Origin of the sequence: Bailinhaonella thermotolerans (assembly GCF_003594875.1) — a bacterium.
Classification (GTDB): domain Bacteria; phylum Actinomycetota; class Actinomycetes; order Streptosporangiales; family Streptosporangiaceae; genus Bailinhaonella; species Bailinhaonella thermotolerans.
Window position 1 is genome coordinate 97,167 of sequence record NZ_QZEY01000004.1, and the last position, 20,463, is coordinate 117,629.

The 20,463-nt window shown below is 72.7% G+C and carries 18 protein-coding genes and 1 tRNA gene; 9 read left to right on the forward strand and 10 right to left on the reverse strand.

From position 1 onward, the window contains the following. Nucleotides 1-9: 9 nt before the first annotated feature. Both D5H75_RS13015 and D5H75_RS13020 read left to right on the forward strand, forming a co-directional pair. Nucleotides 10-1,512 (forward strand): alpha-lytic protease prodomain-containing protein, encoded by a 1,503-nt coding sequence (locus D5H75_RS13015; RefSeq protein ID WP_242454207.1) that lies wholly within the window; start codon nucleotides 10-12, stop codon nucleotides 1,510-1,512. A 288-nt stretch (nucleotides 1,513-1,800) separates the two neighbouring features. Next, the gene (locus D5H75_RS13020) at nucleotides 1,801-4,941 is read left to right on the forward strand and encodes a M14 family metallopeptidase (RefSeq protein WP_119926700.1); all 3,141 of its coding nucleotides are present in this window, start codon (nucleotides 1,801-1,803) and stop codon (nucleotides 4,939-4,941) included. A 165-nt stretch (nucleotides 4,942-5,106) separates the two neighbouring features. Here D5H75_RS13020 and D5H75_RS13025 read toward each other — a convergent pair whose 3' ends face one another. The 4 genes from D5H75_RS13025 to D5H75_RS13040 all read right to left on the reverse strand — a co-directional run bounded on the left by D5H75_RS13025 (nucleotide 5,107) and on the right by D5H75_RS13040 (nucleotide 8,641). Further along, on the reverse strand, nucleotides 5,107-5,712 hold the full coding sequence (locus tag D5H75_RS13025) for a response regulator transcription factor (RefSeq protein WP_119926701.1): 606 nt from the start codon (nucleotides 5,710-5,712) through the stop codon (nucleotides 5,107-5,109). Nucleotides 5,713-5,743: 31 nt separating this feature from the next. Then, nucleotides 5,744-6,841 carry a sensor histidine kinase gene (locus D5H75_RS13030; protein WP_119926702.1) on the reverse strand — a complete coding sequence of 366 codons (1,098 nt, stop codon included), beginning with the start codon at nucleotides 6,839-6,841 and terminating at the stop codon, nucleotides 5,744-5,746. Between the two features lie 79 nt (nucleotides 6,842-6,920). After that, nucleotides 6,921-7,688, reverse strand: a complete 768-nt coding sequence (locus D5H75_RS13035) for an ABC transporter permease (RefSeq protein WP_147425135.1) — start codon at nucleotides 7,686-7,688, stop codon at nucleotides 6,921-6,923. 2 nt (nucleotides 7,689-7,690) lie between these two features. After that, nucleotides 7,691-8,641 carry an ABC transporter ATP-binding protein gene (locus D5H75_RS13040; protein ID WP_119926704.1) on the reverse strand — a complete coding sequence of 317 codons (951 nt, stop codon included), beginning with the start codon at nucleotides 8,639-8,641 and terminating at the stop codon, nucleotides 7,691-7,693. A gap of 187 nt (nucleotides 8,642-8,828) precedes the next feature. Between D5H75_RS13040 and D5H75_RS13045 the strand changes: the two genes are divergently transcribed. From D5H75_RS13045 to D5H75_RS44065, 3 genes are all read left to right on the forward strand, one after another. After that, nucleotides 8,829-9,761 carry a hypothetical protein gene (locus tag D5H75_RS13045; protein ID WP_119926705.1) on the forward strand — a complete coding sequence of 311 codons (933 nt, stop codon included), beginning with the start codon at nucleotides 8,829-8,831 and terminating at the stop codon, nucleotides 9,759-9,761. A gap of 144 nt (nucleotides 9,762-9,905) precedes the next feature. Continuing rightward, nucleotides 9,906-9,978 (forward strand) — tRNA-Gly (locus D5H75_RS13050). Nucleotides 9,979-10,058: 80 nt separating this feature from the next. After that, nucleotides 10,059-10,880, forward strand: a complete 822-nt coding sequence (locus tag D5H75_RS44065; protein WP_119926706.1) for an alpha/beta hydrolase — start codon at nucleotides 10,059-10,061, stop codon at nucleotides 10,878-10,880. 3 nt (nucleotides 10,881-10,883) lie between these two features. Here the strand turns inward: D5H75_RS44065 and D5H75_RS13060 are convergent, their stop codons facing one another. The 4 genes from D5H75_RS13060 to D5H75_RS13075 are packed head-to-tail and all read right to left on the reverse strand — an operon-like array spanning nucleotide 10,884 to nucleotide 13,738. Further along, nucleotides 10,884-11,261 (reverse strand): phage holin family protein, encoded by a 378-nt coding sequence (locus tag D5H75_RS13060; protein ID WP_119926707.1) that lies wholly within the window; start codon nucleotides 11,259-11,261, stop codon nucleotides 10,884-10,886. 17 nt (nucleotides 11,262-11,278) lie between these two features. Next, nucleotides 11,279-12,235 (reverse strand): prolyl aminopeptidase, encoded by a 957-nt coding sequence (gene pip / locus D5H75_RS13065; RefSeq protein ID WP_119926708.1) that lies wholly within the window; start codon nucleotides 12,233-12,235, stop codon nucleotides 11,279-11,281. Nucleotides 12,236-12,246: 11 nt separating this feature from the next. Then, the gene (locus tag D5H75_RS13070; RefSeq protein ID WP_119926709.1) at nucleotides 12,247-12,987 is read right to left on the reverse strand and encodes an ABC transporter permease; all 741 of its coding nucleotides are present in this window, start codon (nucleotides 12,985-12,987) and stop codon (nucleotides 12,247-12,249) included. 28 nt (nucleotides 12,988-13,015) lie between these two features. Next, entirely contained in the window at nucleotides 13,016-13,738 is a 723-nt protein-coding gene (locus D5H75_RS13075) for an ABC transporter ATP-binding protein (protein WP_242454208.1), read from the reverse strand. Nucleotides 13,739-13,794: 56 nt separating this feature from the next. On the opposite strand from D5H75_RS13075, the gene D5H75_RS13080 reads away from it, so the two are divergent. From D5H75_RS13080 to D5H75_RS13090, 3 genes are all read left to right on the forward strand, one after another. After that, nucleotides 13,795-14,439, forward strand: coding sequence for a TetR/AcrR family transcriptional regulator (locus tag D5H75_RS13080; protein WP_119926711.1), 645 nt, complete (start codon nucleotides 13,795-13,797; stop codon nucleotides 14,437-14,439). Between the two features lie 74 nt (nucleotides 14,440-14,513). Next, a complete protein-coding gene (locus D5H75_RS13085; RefSeq protein ID WP_119926712.1) occupies nucleotides 14,514-15,221 on the forward strand; it encodes a response regulator transcription factor in 708 nt (235 codons plus the stop codon). Beyond that, complete coding sequence (locus D5H75_RS13090) at nucleotides 15,218-16,666, forward strand: sensor histidine kinase (protein WP_119926713.1); 1,449 nt, start codon at nucleotides 15,218-15,220, stop codon at nucleotides 16,664-16,666. The genes D5H75_RS13085 and D5H75_RS13090 overlap by 4 nt, the downstream gene beginning before the upstream one ends. Nucleotides 16,667-16,770: 104 nt before the next feature. On the opposite strand, the gene treS is transcribed toward D5H75_RS13090, so the two are convergent. Continuing rightward, nucleotides 16,771-18,477 carry a maltose alpha-D-glucosyltransferase gene (gene treS / locus D5H75_RS13095; RefSeq protein WP_119926714.1) on the reverse strand — a complete coding sequence of 569 codons (1,707 nt, stop codon included), beginning with the start codon at nucleotides 18,475-18,477 and terminating at the stop codon, nucleotides 16,771-16,773. A gap of 275 nt (nucleotides 18,478-18,752) precedes the next feature. On the opposite strand from treS, the gene D5H75_RS13100 reads away from it, so the two are divergent. Continuing rightward, nucleotides 18,753-19,187, forward strand: coding sequence for a ChaB family protein (locus D5H75_RS13100; RefSeq protein WP_119926715.1), 435 nt, complete (start codon nucleotides 18,753-18,755; stop codon nucleotides 19,185-19,187). A gap of 227 nt (nucleotides 19,188-19,414) precedes the next feature. Here D5H75_RS13100 and D5H75_RS13105 read toward each other — a convergent pair whose 3' ends face one another. After that, nucleotides 19,415-20,437, reverse strand: a complete 1,023-nt coding sequence (locus tag D5H75_RS13105; protein WP_242454209.1) for a DNA topoisomerase IB — start codon at nucleotides 20,435-20,437, stop codon at nucleotides 19,415-19,417. Nucleotides 20,438-20,463: the final 26 nt, after the last annotated feature.

Sequence of the window (20,463 nt, forward strand, 5' to 3'; positions counted from 1 at the left end):
GTCCAAGGCATGGCAGCACGAGCAGCACGGCATCGCCTCACGAAGGCGGGTCTGGCGGTGGCGGCGGCAGCGGCCGTCATCGTCGTGTTCCCGGCGGCCGGAAGCGCGACCCCGCGTACGGCCCCGGCCAGTGTCCCCCAGGTCACGGCCCCGCCGGCCCCCCAGCCGGAGATGGTCGAGGCGCTCAAGCGCACCTTCGGGATCACCGACGAGCAGGCACGCGCCCGGCTCGCCAAGGAACACCAGGCCGCGCAGGCCGAACAACGGCTGCGCGCGTCCCTGGGCGAGGCGTTCGGCGGCCTGTGGCTGTCCGCCGACGCCACGAAGATCCATGTCGGCGTGACCGACGCGGCCAAGGCCGACGCGGTCCGCGCCGAGGGCGCCGAACCCCAGGTCGTACGGCGGAGCGAACGCCACCTGAACGCCGTCAAGTCCAAGCTCGACGCGCGCAGGTCGGGCGCCCCGCGCGACGTCGCGGGCTGGTACGTGGACGTGACCACCAACAGCGTGGTCGTCCTGTCGAAGTCGAGCGCGCGCGGCCAGGCCGACGGGTTCGTCGGGCAGAGCGGCGCCGAGCGCGGCGCGGTGCGCGTGGTGAACTCGGCCGAGGCGCCGAGGCTCTACTACGACATCCGCGGCGGCGACGCCTACTACCCGGGCTCGTCCCGGTGCTCGGTCGGCTTCTCCGTCACGCGCGGCACGACCCCCGGCTTCGTGACGGCCGGCCACTGCGGGCGCGTCGGCACCACGACCACCGGCTTCAACCGCCAGCCCCAGGGCAGCTTCCAGGGCTCGTCGTTCCCCGGCAACGACTACGGCTGGGTCTCGACGAACTCCAACTGGACGCCGCGCCCGTGGGTGAACAACTACAGCGGCGGCAACGTCAACGTCGCGGGCTCCACGGAGGCCGCGGTGGGCGCCTCGGTCTGCCGCTCCGGCTCCACCACCGGCTGGCACTGCGGCACGATCCAGGCCAAGAACCAGACGGTGAACTACGCCGAGGGCACGGTGACCGGCCTGACCCGCACCACGGTCTGCGCCGAGCCCGGTGACTCCGGCGGCTCCTACATCTCCGGCAGCCAGGCGCAGGGCGTCACCTCCGGCGGCTCGGGCAACTGCAGCTCCGGCGGCACGACGTTCTTCCAGCCGGTCAACGAGATCCTGTCGGCGTACGGCCTGACGCTGACGACGACGGACGGGCCGCCGCCCCCCGGCTGCGCCGGCCGTGAGCAGACGCGCACCGGCAACCTGACCAGCAACCAGAACCTGTACTACACGTTCACCGCCGCCGCGGGCGCGCACGTCGGCTGCCTCGACGGGCCGGACGGGGTCGACTTCGACCTCTACCTCCAGCGGCAGAACAGCAGCGGCACCTGGACCACCGTGGCCAGCTCGACGAGCCCGGGTCCCGACGAGAGCGTCAACTACAACGGCACCGCCGGCAACTACCGCTACCGGGTCCACGCCTACAGCGGCTCCGGAGCCTTCACCCTGGGCTTCGACGTCCCGTAACGGTTCCCTGAGCGAGTGGGGTGCGCGAGACCGGTCGCGCGCCCCACTCCCCGTTTCGCGTTCCGTGACCCACTTGTGACAGCGGCCCGCACCCCGTCTGCCTGGGCGGAAGCCGTACGGGATGACCGAAAGCGGCCAATCTCAGATATGGCGTGAAAAGTCGCATTGACAGGCGGCGGACGCCAGCGGACATTGCGATCACCCGTGTGGACACCACTCCGCGCGGGGCTTCGGCCGCCGGGATTCGAGCCCCCGGCGGCCGTTCCCGAGCACCCCTAGGGAGCCGCGATGAAGCGTGCGAAGCTCGCCCTGATCGCGGCGGCTGCCGTCGTCCTCGGCATGACCGCCGCACCCGCGCAAGCGACGCCGAAACCCGAACCGTCCGAGGCCGTCGAGGTCTACACGGGCGAGCTCGGCGCGCGTGAGCTGGAACAGCTCATGCGCTCGGGCGTGTCCCGCGAGGACCTGCGGTACGGCAAGGGCAAGACCAAGGACAAGGTCGTCGTCGAGGTGGCGCTCGGCGGCAGGCAGGCCGAGCAGCTCAGGTCCAAGGGCGTCGAGCTGACGGTGAAGCGGATCGGCGGCAAGCCCGCCTCCAAGGCGCTGGACGCCCGGCTCGCCAAGGGCGACAACGTCTACAAGAAGTACGGCGGGCCAGGCGGCATCCGCGAGCAGATCGTGGCCGCCGCGAACGCCCACCCCGACATCGCCAAGGTCGTGGACATCGGCCGGACCCACCAGGGCCAGACGCTGACCGCGATCAAGGTGACCAAGGGCGCCCGGCAGCTCCGGGACGGGTCCCGCAAGGCCATGCTCTACATGTCCGCGCAGCACGCCCGCGAGTGGATCACACCGGAGATGACCCGGCGCCTGCTCATGCACGTGCTGGCCGGGTACGCCGGGAACGCCGAGATCAAGAAGCTGGTGGACACCACCGAGCTGTGGTTCATCCCGGTCGCCAACCCCGACGGGTACGACCACACCTTCGAGCCGGGCCAGCGGCTGTGGCGCAAGAACCTGCGCGACAACGACGGCGACGGCCGGATCACCGGCGCGGACGGCGTGGACCTGAACCGCAACTTCCGCTACAAGTGGGGCTACGACAACGAGGGCTCCTCGGAGAACCCCGTCAGCCTCACCTACCGCGGCCCCGCCGCCATGTCCGAGCCCGAGATCAGGGCCGTGGACCAGCTCGCCTCCCGCGTCAGGTTCACCTACGTCCTGAACTACCACTCCGCCGCCGAGCTGCTGCTGTACGGCGTGGGCTGGCAGCAGGCGACGCCGACGCCCGACGACCTGATCTTCGAGGCGCTGCTCGGCGACGACGCCAGGCCCGCCGTGCCCGGGTACGACCCCGACATCGGCGCGGAGCTGTACATCACCAACGGCGACACCGACGGCCACATGACCAACGTGCGCGGCGCGCTGGCGGTCACGCCCGAGATGACCACCTGCGAGGTCGCGGTCCAGAGCGACCCGAACGACGAGTGGACGCTGGAGGACTGCGCCGGCGGCCAGGGCTTCACGTTCCCCGACAGCGAGAAGCTGATCCAGGCCGAGTTCGCCAAGAACGTCCCGCTCGCGCTGGCCACCGCCAAGTCCGTCCACGACCCGGACGACCCGGTGTCGGTCGTCGGCCGCTCCGTCCCCGACTTCCGGATCGACCCCTTCACCGAGTCGTACGGCGACCCGCAGCCGGTGGCCGTGACGGCGCGGCGGTCGCTGCACGCCAAGCTCATGCACTTCCGGATCAACGGCGGGACCGCCAGGACCCGGCCGGTGCTGGAGTGGAAGGGCGGCGAGCGCTACGGCGACGAGAACGACCTGTACTTCGCCGAGTACCGCTCCCTGGTGACGGGGGCGAAACCGGGCGACAAGGTCGAGGTGTGGTTCAGCGGGGTCAAGCCCGGCAAGGGCCGCGTCGAGAGCGAGAAGTTCACCTACACGCTGTCCAAGGACTCCCGCGCCCGGGTGCTGGTGCTCGCCAACGAGGACTACACCGGCTTCAACCCCGACTACCCGCCGACGGTGACCGCGCCCAAGTACGCGGCGCAGTACCAGAAGGAGCTGAAGGCCGCGGGCTACGACTCCGAGGTCTGGGACGTGGACAAGCAGGGCGTGCCGCACCACCTGGGCGTGCTCGGGCACTTCCGCGGCGTCGCGTGGTACCTCGGCGACAACCGGCTGTCCATGGCCGCGCAGGACGTGGAGACCCAGACGCCGTTCGGCCCGCTGCCGGACCTGGACGTCAAGTCGTCGCAGCACTACCTCACGCTCTCCGTCAGGGACTACCTGAACGAGGGCGGCAAGGTGATGCACACCGGTGAGACCGCGGCCTACTACGGCTTCTTCGGGGCCCAGGTCGGCGGGATCTACTACGGCCTGGACGGGAACCCCGAGGCCGACTGCGTGATCACCACGCAGGCCGGGTTCTTCGAGGAGTGCCTGATCCTCGCCGACGACTTCACCCAGTACTACATGGGCGTGTACGGCAGGACGCCGCGTGAGGGCCCGACGGGCTTCACCGGCACCGACCGGCCGTACGAGGGGCTGTCGGCGACGTTCGGGCCGCCGGCGGCGAACCCGCTGAACGAGGCCGGCAACTTCCAGGTCACCTCCGACGCGCTCCCGCCCGACCGGTTCCCGCAGTTCCGGAGCTGGAAGGCGGGCGACTACGAGGGCGCCAGGGGGCCGTTCGACCCCGTCGAGGGCGACTGGTACATCGCCGGGCCGCACCAGGACGCGTCGTACATGCGGCTCACGCGCACGTTCGACCTGACCTCGGTCACGGCGGCGCAGGCGCCCAAGCTCCAGTTCCAGATGTCCTACGACATGGAGAGCGGCTACGACAACGTCATCATCGAGGCGCACACCGCCGGCGCCGAGGACTGGACGACGCTGCCGGACGAGACCGGGCTGTCGGACACGACGGTCCCCGCGGAGTGCGAGGCCGGGTTCTACCTGGACATGCACCCGTGGCTCACGCACTACCTGACCGGCGGCAACCCGTGTCAGCCGCGCGGCACGACCGGCACGTGGAACCGGATCACCGGCAGCTCCGGCGGCTGGAAGCCGGTCTCGGTCGACCTGTCGGCCTACGCGGGCAAGCGCGTGGAGATCTCGATCTCGTACGTCACCGACCCCGGCAGCGGCGGCATCGGCGTCTTCGTGGACGACACGAAGCTGGTCGTCGGCGGCACGGCGACGCAGGCCGAGGGCTTCGAGACCGGGATGGGCGCCTGGGCGCTGCCCGGCCCGCCGGCCGGCAGCGGCGCGGGCGGCGACTTCACGCGGCAGCAGGCCGACAAGACGGCCGCTGTCGCCACGAGGGACACCGTGATCCTCGGCTTCGGCGTCGAGCAGGTGGCCACCGAGGCCCAGCGGGCCGCGCTCCTCGGCCGGGCGATGAGATACCTGATCGGCCGCTGAGGTTTTCCTGAGGACAAGATCGCCTCAACCGGGCAAGGAGGACTAGGGTAGAAAGCGCGGGGTGGCCGTGTCCTGATCCTGAGGCAGGACACGGTCACCCTGTCCATTACGCCCTGGCTCCGCCGGGTTCCGCCCATCACACGGGGACCCGCGGGCGCGGGCGGCTCAGAGCCAGCCCGCGTCCTCCGCCACCCGGATCGCGTCGATCTTGTTGCGGGCGCCGGTCTTGGCGATCGCCGAGGTCAGGTAGTTCCGCACGGTCCCCGCCGACAGGTGCTGGGCCGCCGCGATCTCCTCGGCCGCCAGCCCCCGCGCCGCCTCCCGCAGCACCAGCGTCTCGCGCGGGGTCAGCGGGCTCTCGCCGTACGCCATGGCGGCGCTCACCAGCTCCGGATCCAGCACCCGAAGGCCCTGGGCGGTGCGCCGTACGGCGTCCGCGAGCCGCTCGCCGGGCGCGTCCTTCACCAGGAACGCCTCGATCCCCGCGGCCAGCGCGCGGCGGACCTGGCCGGGGCGGCCGAGCGCGGTGAGCACGAGGATCCGGCACTCGGGCAGGCGCCCGAGCAGGTCGGCGGCGGCGGTGATGCCGTCCACCACGGGCAGGTCGATGTCCACGATCGCCACGTCGGGGCGCACGCGCAGCGCGGCGGGCACGATCTCGTCGCCCCGCGTCACCTCGGCGGCCACCTCGATGTCCGGCTCCAGCCGCAGCAGCGCGGTCAGCGCCGACCGGATCATGAGCATGTCCTCGGCCAGCAGTACCCGGATCATGAGGTCCCCCCGATCGTCCAGCGGCGCGGCGTCACAGCGGCACCTCCACGCTCAGGCGGAACTCCCCGTCCGCGGACCTCTCGGCCCCGGCCCGGCCGCCCAGCGCCTCGATCCGCTCGCGCAACCCGGTCAGCCCGCCGCCGTCCGGGCCGCGCTCCGGCGCGCCGTCGTTGACGACCGTGAGCCGCACGGCCCCGCCGGTCTCCCGCACCGAGATGGCGCAGGTGGTCGCACGGGAGTGCCGGATCACGTTGGTCACCGCCTCGCGGAGGGCCCAGGCCAGCGCCTCCTCGGCCGGCCGGGGCAGGTCGGGGCCTTCCAGGTCGGCCCGGCAGGACACCCCGGCGGTCTCCAGCAGCGACACCGCCCGCGCCGCCTCCTCGCCCAGCCGCGCCTCCCGGTAGCCGCGGGCGACCTGCCGTACGTCCTGGGCGGCCTCGCGGGCCACCCGGACCAGCTCGGTCAGCTCGCCGGCCGCCGCCGACGGGTCGCGGTCCAGCATGCGCCCGGCCAGGTCGCCCTTGAGCGCGATCGCCGTCAGGCTGCGGCCCAGCCCGTCGTGCAGGTCGCGCGAGATCCGCAGCCGCTCCTTGAGCACCGCCGCCTCCGCGAGTTCCTCCCGGGCCCGGGCCAGCTCCCGTGACACCACGACCAGCCGCACCACCGCGTAGATCACGAACCCGGTCACGACGACCGTCAGCAGGTTGTACAGGCCCATCGCCAGGGTGCCCTGCCCGAGCACCCGCAGGCCCGCGAGGAAGTTGCCGGCCCCGATCGCGCAGGCGGCCACCGCGCCCCAGACCAGCGGGAGCCGGAGCAGCACGGCCCCGGCCAGGATCGTCGGCATCGAGGTCAGCCAGGAGTACGAGTAGAGACCGCCGAGGAACAGCGCGGGCACGTACGCCGCCAGCGCCTGCGCGGCCAGCGCGTACGGGAACCCGCGGGGCCGCTCGTCGCGCAGGGCGGCGTTGACCTGCCGGTGGTGGGCCGCGAAGAACACGGCCAGGCCCAGGAGCGTCACCACGAGCTGCCGGGGCGATCCGTGGGTGAGCACGATCAGCACCAGGTTGAGGGGGAAGCCGATCGAGATCGTGTAGACGACCGCGACGGCCAGGCGCTGTGCGTTCACCGGGGGATTATCCCGTCTCGACCGGTTTTTAGCGATTTCGGAAATTTCCGCCGCGGCGATTCCCGCGTTCTCCGGCCCGTCACGAGCGGCGGGGCTCCCAGCGGAACCACCGCGCCGTGGCGGCCAGCCCGATCGCCGCCCACACCGCCAGCGTCAGCGCCGGCCCGGCCGCCGCCGCGAGGTCCGTGGCCGGCGACCCCGCCGGGTCGTACGCGATCCGCGCCGCCTCCGCCACCGCCGACGTCGGCAGCAGCTCGAACGCCGTCCGGACCCAGGCGGGCGCGAGCTCCGCGATCGGCCCGAACCCGCCGGAGGAGAAGCCCGCCAGCATGAAGAACGGCATGGTCATCGCCGCCGCCAGCTCCGAGCGCGGGATCGCGGCGGTCCACGCCGCGCCCAGCAGGGCCAGCGTCAGCGCGCCGGCCACCAGGAACACCAGGAGCAGCAGCGGGTCGCGCGGCGGCGTCAGGCCCGCCAGCGGCCGGGCCAGGAGCACCAGCGCGATCGAGACCAGCGACGCCTGCGCGGCGATGTTGACGATCTCCCCGGCGAGCACGTCCCGGTCCCGCATCCCGGTCGCGCGAAGGCGCTTGAGCACGAGCTGGTCGCGCCGCACGGTGAGCACCACGGCGATCTGGTTCATCGACATGAGCAGCAGCAGCGTCGCCAGCAGGCCCAGATGCGCCGGCAGCAGCGCGGACGCCGGCATGCCGAGCCGGGCGAACAGGGCGGGCAGGCCCAGGCCGAGCGCCAGCGGCAGCGCGATCGCGGTCGTCAGGGCGATCTTGTCCTGCCAGTGCAGGCGCGCGCCGAACCGGGCGAGCACCGCGACATCGCGAACGGCCATGATCACGCCACCTCCTTGTCGTCGGTCTTGTCAACGCCGTCCGCCTCGTCGGCGGCGGGGCCCGCGTCACCGGCGGCCAGGTCCAGGAACAGGTCTTCGAGGGTCGCCTGCCGCACCTCCAGCCCGCGCGGCCGTACGCCCCGGGCGGCGGCCCAGGCCATGAGGTCCCGCGCGGCGGTGTCGAGGTCGGCCACCCGGCAGATAGCCGTCCGCCCGTCCAGCGCGGTCACCGGGATCGGCAGCTCGGCGGGCTCCACCCCGGCGGGCAGCTCGAACGCCACGCGCCCGGTCCGGGACGCGAGCGTCTCGGCCATGCCGCCGCGCGCCACGATCCCGCCGCGGTCCATGATCGCCATGCTGTCGGCGAGGCGCTGCGCCTCGTCCAGGTAGTGCGTGGTCAGCAGCACGCTCGTGCCCCGCCGGGCCAGCCCCCTGACCACCTCCCAGGTGTTCCGGCGGGCCTCGGGGTCCATCCCGGTCGTGGGCTCGTCGAGGAAGAGCAGGTCCGGCCGCCCGAGCAGGGCCAGCGCCAGGTCCAGGCGGCGTTTCTCCCCGCCGGAGAGCTGGCGCACCCTCGTCCGGGCCTTGCCGGTCAGCCCGGCCAGCTCCAGCGCCTCGTCACGCGGCCGCGCGGCCGGCACGAAGTCGCGCCAGGAGTCCACCGTCGCCGCGACCGTGAGGTCGGGGAAGAACCCCGCCTCCTGGAGCATGACGCCCACGCCGCGCCGCACGCGCTCCCGGTCGGCCACGGGGTCCAGCCCCAGCACCCGCACCGTGCCCGCGTCCGGGCGCTGGAAGCCCGCCAGGACCTCCATCGTCGTGGTCTTGCCCGCCCCGTTCCGCCCGAGCAGCGCGAAGATCTCGCCCTGCGCCACCTCGAACGAGACGCCCCGCACCGCCACGTGGTCGCCGTACCTCTTCACGAGGCCGCTCACCTGGATCACCGCTGTCATGTCCCCGATCTTCGGGCGGGCGGTCCGGGCGCGGCAGTGAAGAATTCACGACTTCGGCGGATTCCTCCGCCGCGGCGCAGGGAAGCGGGGGATAGCGGGGGATCGGGCGGCCCCCGGGGGAAGACCCAGGGGCGCGGCGGGCACAGGACGGTGCCGTCCGGCGTTGAAGCGGGGTGAGGAGGCCGGGATGTACGAAGACATCGACGAGGCCGTACGGCGGGCCCGCGAGCGGGTGCGCCGTCACGGGGATCTGAGCCGCCGCAGGGAGGTGGTCTCCGACCAGCTCGCCACGGTGACCCAGCGCCTGGTGGAACTGGAGGCGCAGCTCGCCTCCGAGCAGCGCGACGTGGACCGCCTGGAGGGCCGCTCGCTGGTCGGCATGCTCTCCGCGCTGACCGGCGGCAAGGAGGAGCGCCTGATCAGGGAACGCGCCGAGGCCGACGCGGCGCGCATCAAGGTGGAGGGCGAGCGCGGGCGCGCGCTCCAGCTCACCGAGGACCTGCGCCGCATCAACGCCGAGCTGGTCACGCTCGAACACGCCCGCCAGGAGTACGACGGCGCGCTGGCCCGCAAGGAGGAGGCGGTGCGCGCGAGCGGCGACCCCCGCGCGGCCCACCTGGCCGAGGTGGCCGAACGCCTCGCCGACACCCGGGGCGACCTGCGGGAGTACGGCGAGGCGCTGGCGGCCGGGCAGCAGGCCAAGACGGCCGTGGCGACCGTGCTGCGGGCGCTGGGCCGGGCGCGCGGCTGGTCGGTCGGCGACATGGTGGGGCTGGGCTTCGCCGACATGGCCGAGCACGGGCACCTGGCCCACGCCGACCGCGCGGCCTGGGAGGCGCAGCGCGCGCTCGACGTGTTCACCCGGGAGCTGGCGGACGTGGGCGTGGCGGCGCAGGTGCTCATGCCGCCGGTGGACACCCGCTGGTTCGCCGACGTGTTCTTCGACAACGTCATCACCGACGCGCTGCGGCACCAGCGCATCGGCCGCACCGCCCGGCAGGTCGAGGAGATCTGGGTCTGGCTGGAGCACACGGTCGAGAGCCTGCGCGCCCGCCACGACGAGCTGACCCGCGCCGCCGCCACCCTCACCCGCGAGCGCGAGCAGCTCCTCACCTCCTGACCGCCCCGCCCGCACGGCCCCGCCCCGCCGTGCGCGACGGGCGGTGGCGGGCTGGATGCCGTGCGGGGGCGGCGATCGAGGTGGCGTGCCCTCGAAAATGGGGTAAGCTTCTCTCTCGTGCCGGTCAGAGAGATCGGGCAGCACGCGGACGTGGCTCAGCTGGTAGAGCATCACCTTGCCAAGGTGAGGGTCGCGGGTTCGAATCCCGTCGTCCGCTCTGGACTCACACAGGGCGCCCCGGACATCCGGGGCGCTTTCGCTTTCCCGGCGCGCGCCGCCGGATCATAGGCTCGCCCCATGCGCGACCCCCGCGAAGTCCTCACCAGGCCCGCGCCCCCGCCCGACCTCACCGTGGCCTACGGCGCCCACCCCGACCAGGTCATCGACGTACGGCTGCCGCCGGCGTCCCCCCGGGCCGTCGTCGTGATGCTGCACGGCGGGTTCTGGCGGCCGGAGTACGACCGGGCCCACACCGCGCCGATGACCAGCGCGCTCGCGGCCGAGGGGTACGTGGCCTGCACTCCGGAGTACCGGCGGTCGGGATGGCCGGAGACGCTCGACGACGTCGCCGCCGCGCTGGACGCCCTCCCCGGGCTCCTGGCCGCCGTCTGGCCCGGGGACGGTTCCCCGGCCGGGCCGCCGGTGGTGCTGGCCGGGCACTCGGCGGGCGGGCAGCTCGCGCTGTGGTCGGCGGCGCGGCACCGGCTCCCGGCGCCGCGCTGGCGGCGGGAGGAGCCGCCGCCGGTCACCGGGGTCCTCGCCCTCGCGCCCGTGTGCGACCTGGGCCGGGCGAGCCGCCTCCGCCTGGACGGGGACGCCGTGGACGCCTTCCTCGGTGGCTCCCCGCACGTGCACCCCCCGAGGTACGCCGCCGCCGACCCCGCCCGGCTGCGGCCGTACGACCTGCCGGTGGTGATCCTGCACGGGGACCTGGACGTCCAGGTCCCCGTCACGCTCAGCCGCGACTTCGCCCGCGCCGGCCGCGACGTGACGCTGCGCGAGCTGCGCGGGGTGGAGCACTACGGGCTCATCGACCCCCTGTCGGAGGCGTGGCCGCGGGTGCTCTCGGCCGTGGCCGAGCTGGCCCGCCGGGGCCCGGCGGGCGAGCCGGTCCGCTGACGGTCAGTCGTCGCGGCCGCCCAGGACCAGGCTGGCCAGCCAGCTCACGACCGCCACGATGATCGCGCCCCAGAACGCCGCCCAGAACCCGTCCACCTGGAACGGCAGGTCCATCTTGTCGGCGATCCACCCGGTCAGCAGGAACAGCAGCGCGTTGACCACCAGGGCGATCAGCCCCAGGGTCAGCACGTAGGCCGCGCAGCCGACGGTCTTGACGATCGGCTTGATCACCGCGTTCACGACGCCGAAGATCACCGCGACCGCGAGCAGGGTGAGGACCTTCTTGCCCGTGTCGTTCGTGGTGACCTTGACGCCCTCGACGAAGTATTCGGCGGCCCACAGCCCCAGGGCCACCACGACAATCCTGATGATGATGAACACATCAGGATCTTTGCACGTCAGGTAATCGATCTAAACCTGTCCGTAGCCTCGACGAGATGGTGGATGATGGCCGGTTCGTTCCCGGCGTGCCCGGCGCCCTCCGCGATCGTGAAGCGCGCCTCCGGCCAGGCCTTGTGCAGCTCCCACGCCGTGGTCGCCGGGGTCACCAGGTCGTACCGGCCCTGCACGATCTCGCCGGGGATGCCCCGCAGCCGGTGCGCGTCGCGCAGGAGCTGACCGGGCTCCAGGAACGCGCCGTTGACCATGTAGTGGGCCTCGATCCGGGCGAAGGCCAGGGCGTAGTCGCGCTCGCCGTACTCCGCGATCATCTTCGCGTCCGGGAGCAGCGTGATGGTCCGCGCCTCCCACTGACTCCACGCGATCGCCGCCTCGGCCCGCACCTCCGGGTCGGGGTCGTTGAGCCGCCGGTGGTACGCCTCGACGAGCCCGCCGCGCTCCTCCTCCGGGATCGGCGCGAGGAAGAGCTCCCAGTAGTCGGGGAACGCGGCCGACGCGCCGCCCTCGTAGAACCAGTCGATCTCGGACCGCCGCATCGTGAAGATCCCCCGCAGGATCAGCCCCGAGACGCGCTCGGGATGCGTCTCCGCGTACGCCAGGGCGAGGGTGCTGCCCCACGACCCGCCGAACACCATCCAGCGCTCGACGCCGATCATCTCGCGCAGCCGCTCCATGTCGGCGACCAGGTGCCAGGTGGTGTTGGCCGTCAGGTCGCCGGCACTGGCGTGCGGAGTGCTGCGCCCGCAGCCGCGCTGGTCGAACAGCAGGACGCGGTACGCCGAGGGGTCGAAGTACCGCCGGTGCAGCGGGGTGATGCCGCCGCCCGGGCCGCCGTGCAGGAAGACCACGGGCCTGCCCGCGGGGTTCCCGCACAGCTCCCAGTGGATGCGCTGGCCGTCGCCGACGTCCAGCAGGCCCTGGTCGTAGGGCTCGATCTCCGGATACAGATCACGCATGGCCACCCAGGCTACGCGCTCTCCCGCTGGAAGGCCCGGGTGCCCGCCGCCAGCGCGACGGCCAGGAACACCACGGACACGGCCAGCCCGATCCCGACCGAGCCGGTGGCGTAGTGGCCGGCGAACAGGTCCCGCATCGCGTCCACGACGTACCGCAGGGGCATCGCCCGGGAGACGGCGTCCAGCCACCCGGGCGCCATGGACATCGGCAGGAACACCCCGGAGAGCAGCATCAGCGGCACGATCGCCGTCGTCATCACCGGCGGGAACACCTCCGGCGGCAGCCGCAGCGCCACCGCGTACGACAGGGCCGCCAGCCCGAGCGCCGGCACCAGCACGAACGCGAGACCGGCCAGCACCCCCGCGACCGGAGCGCGGAGCCCCAGCGCGAACCCCAGCGCCAGGATCAGCGCCGACTGCGCGACCAGCACCAGCGCGTCCCGCAGCACCCGCCCGGTCAGCAGCGCCGCCCGGCTCGCCGGGGTCACCCGCAGCCGCTCCAGCACCCCGGTCTGCCTGTCGAAGACGACCCCGAACCCGGCCAGGCCCGCGCTCATCAGCACGAGCTGGAGCAGGATCCCCGGCACGACCACCTCCCATCCGCCGCCCCCGGGGACGGCGCGCGCCAGCAGCGGCCCGAGCAACGCCAGGTACAGCAGCGGCTGCACGGCCCCGATGAGCACCCCCGCCTTCGTCCTGAACGTGGCGCGCACGGCGTGATGGAACACCGCGGCGGAATCCCTGATGAACATGCGTCTTCTCCTTTCCGGTGGCCGAGGCTCAGGCGTCGGCGGTGAGGGCCAGGTAGGCGTCGCCGAGGGTGCCGCCCGCCCGGCTCTTCAGGGCCGACGGGGGACCGTCGGCGACGATCGCGCCGCCGTCGATGATGAGCACCCGGTCGTAGAGGGCCTCGGCCTCCTCCAGGTAGTGGGTGCTGACCAGGACCGTGGTGCCCTCCTCGCGCAGGCGGCGGACGTGGTCCCAGAGGGCGGCGCGGGTGCGCGGGTCCAGGCCGGTGGTGGGCTCGTCGAGGAAGAGCACGCGGGGCCGGTGGATCAGGCCCAGCGCGAGGTCGAGGCGGCGGCGCTGCCCGCCGGACAACGCGGCCGGGGGCCGGTCCGCGAGGCCGGTCAGGCCGAACGCCTCGCACACGCGCGCCACGTGCTCGCGGGGCGGGCGCAAGCCGTACAGCGACGCCTGGAGCTCCAGCTCCTCCCGGACCGGGCGGGTGGGGTCCGCCGAGCCGCCCTGCCGCACGTAGCCGATGGCGCGCCGCACCCCGCGCGGGTCGGCGAGCAGGTCGTGCCCGGCGACGGTCGCGGTGCCGTCGGTGGGGCGGAGCAGCGTGGCGAGCATGCGCAGCGTGGTGGTCTTGCCCGCGCCGTTCGGCCCCAGGAAGCCGACGATCTCGCCGGCCCCGATCTCGACGTCCAGGCCCCGCACCGCCTCCACGCGCCCGAACGACCGGGACAGCCCGCGAGTGACGATCATCTTCTCGCTCATGAAAATTAGAGTAACACCAAAATTTAAGTCACACCAATTTTGGTAGGATCGAAGGCATGGCACAGGGTGAGGGGCTGCGGGAACGCAAGAAGCGCGAGACCCGGCAGCGCATCGCGGACGTGGCCATGGGCCTGTTCGCGGTCAGGGGCTTCGACAACGTCACGGTCGCGGAGATCGCGCGCGCGGCCGACGTGTCCGTGAACACGGTCTTCAACTACTTCAGGACGAAGGAGGACCTGTTCGCCGACCGCGAGCCCGTCGTGGTGGACCACCTGGCGAGCGTCGTGCGGTCCCGCCTCCCGGGGGAGTCCGCGCTCGCCGCCCTCCGCCGCGACCTGCTCGACTCGCTGGAGCGCCGGGACTGGCGGCACGGCTTCGCGGAGGGGGCCGAGACGTTCGCGCGCCTGGTGGAGGAGAGCCCCGCGCTCACGAACAGGATCCGCGACGTCGAGCGCCGCCGCGAGGACGCCCTGGCGGAGGCGCTCGCCGAGGAAACGGACGCCGGGCCCGACGATCCGGTGCCCGCGCTCGCCGCCGCCCAGATCTCCGCCGCCCTGCGCGTGGTGAACTCCTACTTCCTGCGGCGGAGGCGGGCGGGGGAGACCCTCGACGAGATCCATCCGGGCGCCCGCGAGGCCGCGGAGAAGGCGTTCGCGATGCTGGAGTCCGGATTCGGGGACTACTGCACGCGTCCGGAGTAAACGTTCAGGTTTTGTGGAGGAACGCCCCAGCCGGTCGTCAGGCGCATGGTCAAAGCTTTGGCATCATGGAACCCATGGGAGAGGCGAGCACCCGGCCCGAGGCGCGTCTGCTCGTCGTCGACGACGAGCCGAACATCCGTGAACTGCTCGCCGTGAGCCTGCGATATTCGGGGTTCGACGTGCTGACCGCGGCCGACGGCCAGGACGCCATCGACATCGTCGGGCGGGAGCGCCCCGACCTGGTCGTCCTCGACGTCTCCCTCCCCGACATCGACGGTTTCAGCGTGATCCGGCGGCTGCGCGCCGGCACCCACTCGCCGCCCGTGCTCTTCCTGACCGCCCGCGACTCCACCGAGGACAAGATCACCGGGCTGACCCTGGGCGGCGACGACTACGTCACCAAGCCGTTCAGCCTGGAGGAGGTCGTCGCGCGCATCCGCGCCGTGCTCCGCCGCACCCGCGGGGAGGCCGCCGGGACCGCCCGGCTGCAGGTCGCGGACCTGGAGCTGGACGAGGACAGCTACGAGGTCCGGCGGGCGGGCCGCTCGGTCCAGCTCTCGCCGACCGCGTTCAAGCTGCTGCACTACCTGATGGCCAACGCCGGGCGCGTCGTGTCCAAGGCGCAGATCCTCGACAACGTGTGGCACTACGACTTCAACGGCGACGCCGCCATCGTCGAGACGTACATCTCCAACCTGCGCCGCAAGATCGACTTCACCGATCCCAAGCTGATCCACACCCTGCGCGGGGTGGGATACGTGCTGCGAGTCCCGCGGCCATGAGGCGGATGGGGCTGGCCCTGGCGCGGGTTCCGCTGTGGGGCCGCCTCATCGCGGGCACCCTGGTGCTCGTCACCGCCGCGCTCACCGTCACCGGCCTGGTCGGGACGCAGCTCCTGCACAACTACCTGATGGAGCGGCTGGACCTGCAACTGGAGCAGGCCGCGCACAAGGTCGTGCACAACCTCACCAAGCAGGTGCAGCCCCGGAACCTGGGCGCCTACGTCATCCACATCGTGGACGACCGCGGCCGGGTCGTGAACCGCGTGCCCGACGACGTGCCCGACCCTCCCGGGCTGACCCTGCCCGCGATGGCCCGGCACACCGTGCTGGAGCGCGGCGGGCGGCCGTTCACCGTGCCGGGACGGAACACCTCGCCGTGGCGCGTGATGGCGATGGACCTGCGCGACGGCCGCTCCCTGGTGATCGCCACGAGCCAGGCCGAGGTCGAGGACACCGCCGCGCAACTGCTGTTCATCGACCTGCTGGCCGGCGGCGGGGTGCTGCTGGGCCTGGGCGCGGCCGGATACCTGCTGGTCCGGGCGTCGCTGCGGCCGTTGGCGGAGATGGAGGCCACGGCCGAGGCGATCGCCGCGGGCGACCTGTCCCGCCGCGTTCCCGACCACCCCGCGAGCACCGAGGTCGGGCGGCTCGGCCGGTCCCTCAACGCCATGCTCGCCCGGCTGGAGGCCGCGATCCACGACCGCGAGGCGTCCGAGGCCGCCGCCCGCGCGTCCGAGGAACGCATGCGCCGCTTCGTCGCCGACGCCAGCCACGAGCTCCGCACCCCGCTCACCTCGATCCGGGGCTACGCCGAGCTGTCCCGCCGCGCCCCCCAGGACGCGCCCGAGCTGCCCAAGCTGCTGGCCCGCATCGAGGAGGAGGCGGCCCGGATGGGCCTGCTGGTGGACGACCTGCTCCTGCTGGCCCGCCTCGACATGCAGCGGCCCCTCGAACGCCGGCCCGTGGACCTGTTCTCCCTCGCCGCCGACACCGTGGTGGACGCCCGCACCCGCGCCCCCGAGCGCACCATCGACCTCGTACGGCTGGACGCGGCGTCCGACACCACGCGTCCCGTGGTCGTGTCCGGCGACGAGCCGCGCCTGCGCCAGGTCCTGGACAACCTCGTCAACAACGCCCTCGTCCACACCCCGTCCGGCACGCCGGTGGAGGTGCGCGTGGGGACCCGCGGGGACGAGGCCGTGGTCGAGGTCGCCGACGAGGGGCCCGGCGTCCCGGCCGACCAGGCGGCCCAGGTCTTCGAACGCTTCTACCGCGCCGGGAACGCCCGCTCCGCCTCGGGGATCGGGCTCGGGCTGTCCATCGTGTCGGCCCTGGCGACGGCGCACCACGGGGTCGCCGAGCTGGACAACCGCCCGGGGGAGGGGGCCACGTTCCGCATCCGGCTGCCCCTCGACGGGCAGGAGGCGGCGCGGGCCGGGACCTGACCTCCCCCGGGCGGCGCGCGGGCAGCACGGCGCGGCCGGCGCCGGGGCCTCGGATCGAGCGAGGCCGGGGCGGCGCCGGCCGCGGGGCGGGATTCCCGCTGGGGTCAGGCTCCCAGGTCGAGCCAGTAGAAGGCGTGACCGGGGAGGGTGAGGAGGTAGGGGGCCTCGCCGATCTCGGGGAAGCGGGCCCCGCCCTGGCACTCGATCGGCGTGACGCCGGCGAAGCGGCGCAGGTCCAGCTCGACCGCCTGCGGGTGCCTGGAGAGGTTGTTGACGCACAGGACGCGGTCGCCGTCCATCTCCCGGACGTACGCCAGGACGCTGGGGTTGCTGGCCCACAGCTCGATGAAGTCCCCGACGCCGAACACCTCGTGGCGGCGGCGGATGTCGAGCATCATGCGGGTCCAGTGCAGCAGCGAGCCCGGGTCGCTGGTCTGGGCCTCGACGTTGACGGCCTGGAAGCCGTACACCGGGTCCATCACCGGCGGCAGGTAGATCCGGCCGGGGTCGGCGGTGGAGAAGCCGCCGTTGCGGTCGGGGGTCCACTGCATCGGGGTGCGGACCGAGTCGCGGTCGCCCAGCCAGATGTTGTCGCCCATGCCGATCTCGTCGCCGTAGTACAGGACGGGCGAGCCGGGCAGGGACAGCAGCAGGGCGGTGAACAGCTCGATCTGGTTCCGGTCGTTGTTCAGCAGCGGCGCGAGGCGGCGGCGGATGCCGGTGTAGGCGCGCATGCGCGGGTCGGCGGCGTACTCCGCCCACATGAACGCGCGCTCCTCCTCGCTGACCATCTCCAGCGTGAGCTCGTCGTGGTTGCGCAGGAAGATGCCCCACTGGCAGCCGCCCGGGATCTTCGGGGTCTTGGCGATGATCTCGGAGATCGGGTCGCGCCGCTCCTGCCGTACGGCCATGAAGATGCGCGGCATGAGCGGGAAGTGGAAGGCCATGTGGCACTCGTCGCCGGAGGTGGTGGGGTCGCCGTAGTACTCCGCGACCTCCTCCGGCCACCCGTTGGCCTCGGCCAGCAGCACGCGGTCCGGGTAGAGGCGGTCCACCTCGGCGCGCACCCGCTTGAGGTAGGCGTGGGTCTCGGGCAGGCCCGCGCACTGGGTGCCCTCGCGCTCGAAGAGGTACGGCACCGCGTCCAGCCGGAACCCGTCCAGCCCCAGGTCCAGCCAGAAGCGCAGGACCTCCAGCATCGCCTCCTGGACCTTGGGGTTGTCGTAGTTCAGGTCCGGCTGGTGGGAGAAGAACCGGTGCCAGTAGTACTGCTTGCGCACCGGGTCCCAGGTCCAGTTGGACTCCTCGGCGCCGGTGAAGATGATCCGCACGTCCCGGTACGGCTCGTCGGTGTCCGACCAGACGTAGAAGTCGCCGTACGGGCCCTCGGGGTCGTGCCGGGAGGCCTGGAACCACGGGTGCTGGTCGCTCGTGTGGTTCATGACCAGGTCGGCGATGATCCGGATGCCGCGCTTGTGGGCCTCGTCGATCAGCTCGACGACGTCCTCCAGGGTGCCGAACTCCGGCAGCACCGTCATGTAGTCGGCGATGTCGTACCCGCCGTCCTTGAGCGGCGAGGTGTAGAAGGGCAGCAGCCACAGGCAGTCCACACCCAGCCACTGGAGGTAGTCCAGGCGCCGGATCAGGCCCCGGATGTCACCGGTGCCGTCGCCGTTCGAGTCGCTGAACCCGCGGACGAGCACCTCGTAGAACACCGCCCGCTTGTACCACTCGGGGTCGCGGGGGTGTTCGAAGGTGAAGGTGTCCGGAACCGGCTCGGTGGGCCCGGCCGGAAAGGGGGAGGCGTCCATACGATGCTCCGCGTCGTGCTCGTTCTGGGGCATGCGAAAGTCCGGCCGGCGTCACCGGCGGGCCAGGGTTGGTCGACGCCGTCACCGGTCGGGACCCCGTCATCCCAGGTGTGTCCGGTGTGCGGTCGCGTGACTGCTGCGACCGGTGTTCCGGCGTCTCGCGGAAGTAGCGTACGCGTTGAGAGCGGGTGAAGGTGACCAAATAGGGAGGTTCCGGATGCCTGTTTTAAGCCTGAAATGTCGGGCAGCCGACGGAGGGTAGGAGGTGATGACCGATGCCCGGTCGCGAAGAACTCCCGTCCACCCTGCGGCGTTCCAGCAAGGAAGCACAGGACACCTGGATCAAGACCCACGACTCGGCGGTCGAGGAGTACGGCGAGGGTCAGCGCTCCCACCGCACCGCCTACGCCTCGCTCAAGCACAAGTTCGAGAAGGTGGGCGACCACTGGGAGAAGAAGCCCAAGAAGGGCCCCTCCGACCCGCAGGCCGCCAAGGGCACCCCGGCGTCCCGGACCAACCCCTCCCGTACGGCGGGCGGCGTGGACGCCAACGCGTCCAAGGAGCACCTGATGAAGATCGCCCAGGAGCTGGACGTCAAGGGCCGCTCCAGCATGAACAAGGGCGACCTGGTCAAGGCCATCGAGAAGGCCAACACGAGGGCCACCGCCAAGTCCCGCGAGCGGGACAAGGGCAAGGGCCGGAAGAGCTAGCCCGGGGCGCTTCGCGGACGCTGTGACAGAAGGTGCCCGGACGGGACGATCTGGGCGCCGATCTGTCACGGCGCCGGCGAACCGCCCGCGATGCCCCCGCGCGGCCAGCCCGTGTCCTCACGCGCGAAAGTCCTCACGCGCGAAGTGGGCCCTCACGCGCCAAGTGGGCCCTCAGGCGGAGTCAGGCTCTCGGGCGGAGTCAGGCCCTCGGGCGGAGCGCGGGGCCCTCAGGCGGAGCGGAGGAGGCGGAGGACGGCCTGCTCCGCCGGGCCCTGGGTGGCGAGGTGGCCCGGGTCCACGTCGGCGCCGAGGTCGGTCAGGATCGGGGCGATGGTCCGGCCCCGCTCGTAGAGCGCGATGATGCGGGGGTCCACGTAGGAGGCCCGGGTCACCGCCGGGGTGTTGCCCAGGTAGGCGGCCACCTCGGACATCACCCGGGCGACGGCCCGCTTCCTGGCGGCCTCCGTCGTCACCGGACGGGAGACGGCCAGGCCCACGGCGGCCAGGACCGTGGCGTGCCAGGTGCGGAAGTCCTTGGCCGTCACCTCGATGCCGAACAGTTCGCGCAGGTAGTCGTTGATGTCGTGGCTGCGGACGTCGTGCCAGGCCGTGCCCTGGCGATACCGCAGCAGCTCGCCCTCGCCGCGCGCCCGGAGGGCCCGCACGACCTTGCAGACCTCCGGGTCGGAGATGTCGTGGGTCCGGGTCTTGCCGCTCTTGGCCGGGTACTCGAAGTGGACCCGGCCGCGCACGCAGCGCACGTGCTCCTGGCGGAGGGTGGCCAGGCCGAAGGAGCCGTTCTCCTCGGCGTACTCCTCGCCGCCCACGCGGAAGAAGCCCAGGTCGAGCAGGCGTACGGCGGCCGCGAGGACCCGCTGCCTGGTCAGGCCGCGCTCGGCCAGGTGCTCGGCCAGCCGTTCGCGCACGGCGGGCAGCCGCTCGGCCATGTCGAGGACGTGCTCGTGCTTCGCGCGGTCCTGGGCCTCGCGCCACGCGTCGTGGTAGCGGTACTGGCGGCGGCCCGCGGCGTCGGTGCCCAGGGCCTGGATGTGGCCGTCCGCGTCGGGGCAGATCCAGACGTCCGTCCACGCCGGGGGGATGACCAGGGCCTTCACCCGCCGCAGCGTCTCGCCCTCGCCGAGCGGTTCGCCCGCGGGGTCGAAGTACTGGAAGCCGCGGCCCCGCCGTACCCGGGTGATCCCGGGCTCGGACGGGTCGCTGCGGCGCAGCCCGCCCGGGAGTTCGTCCACCGGCCGGTCAGACGCCGGTGGGGTCT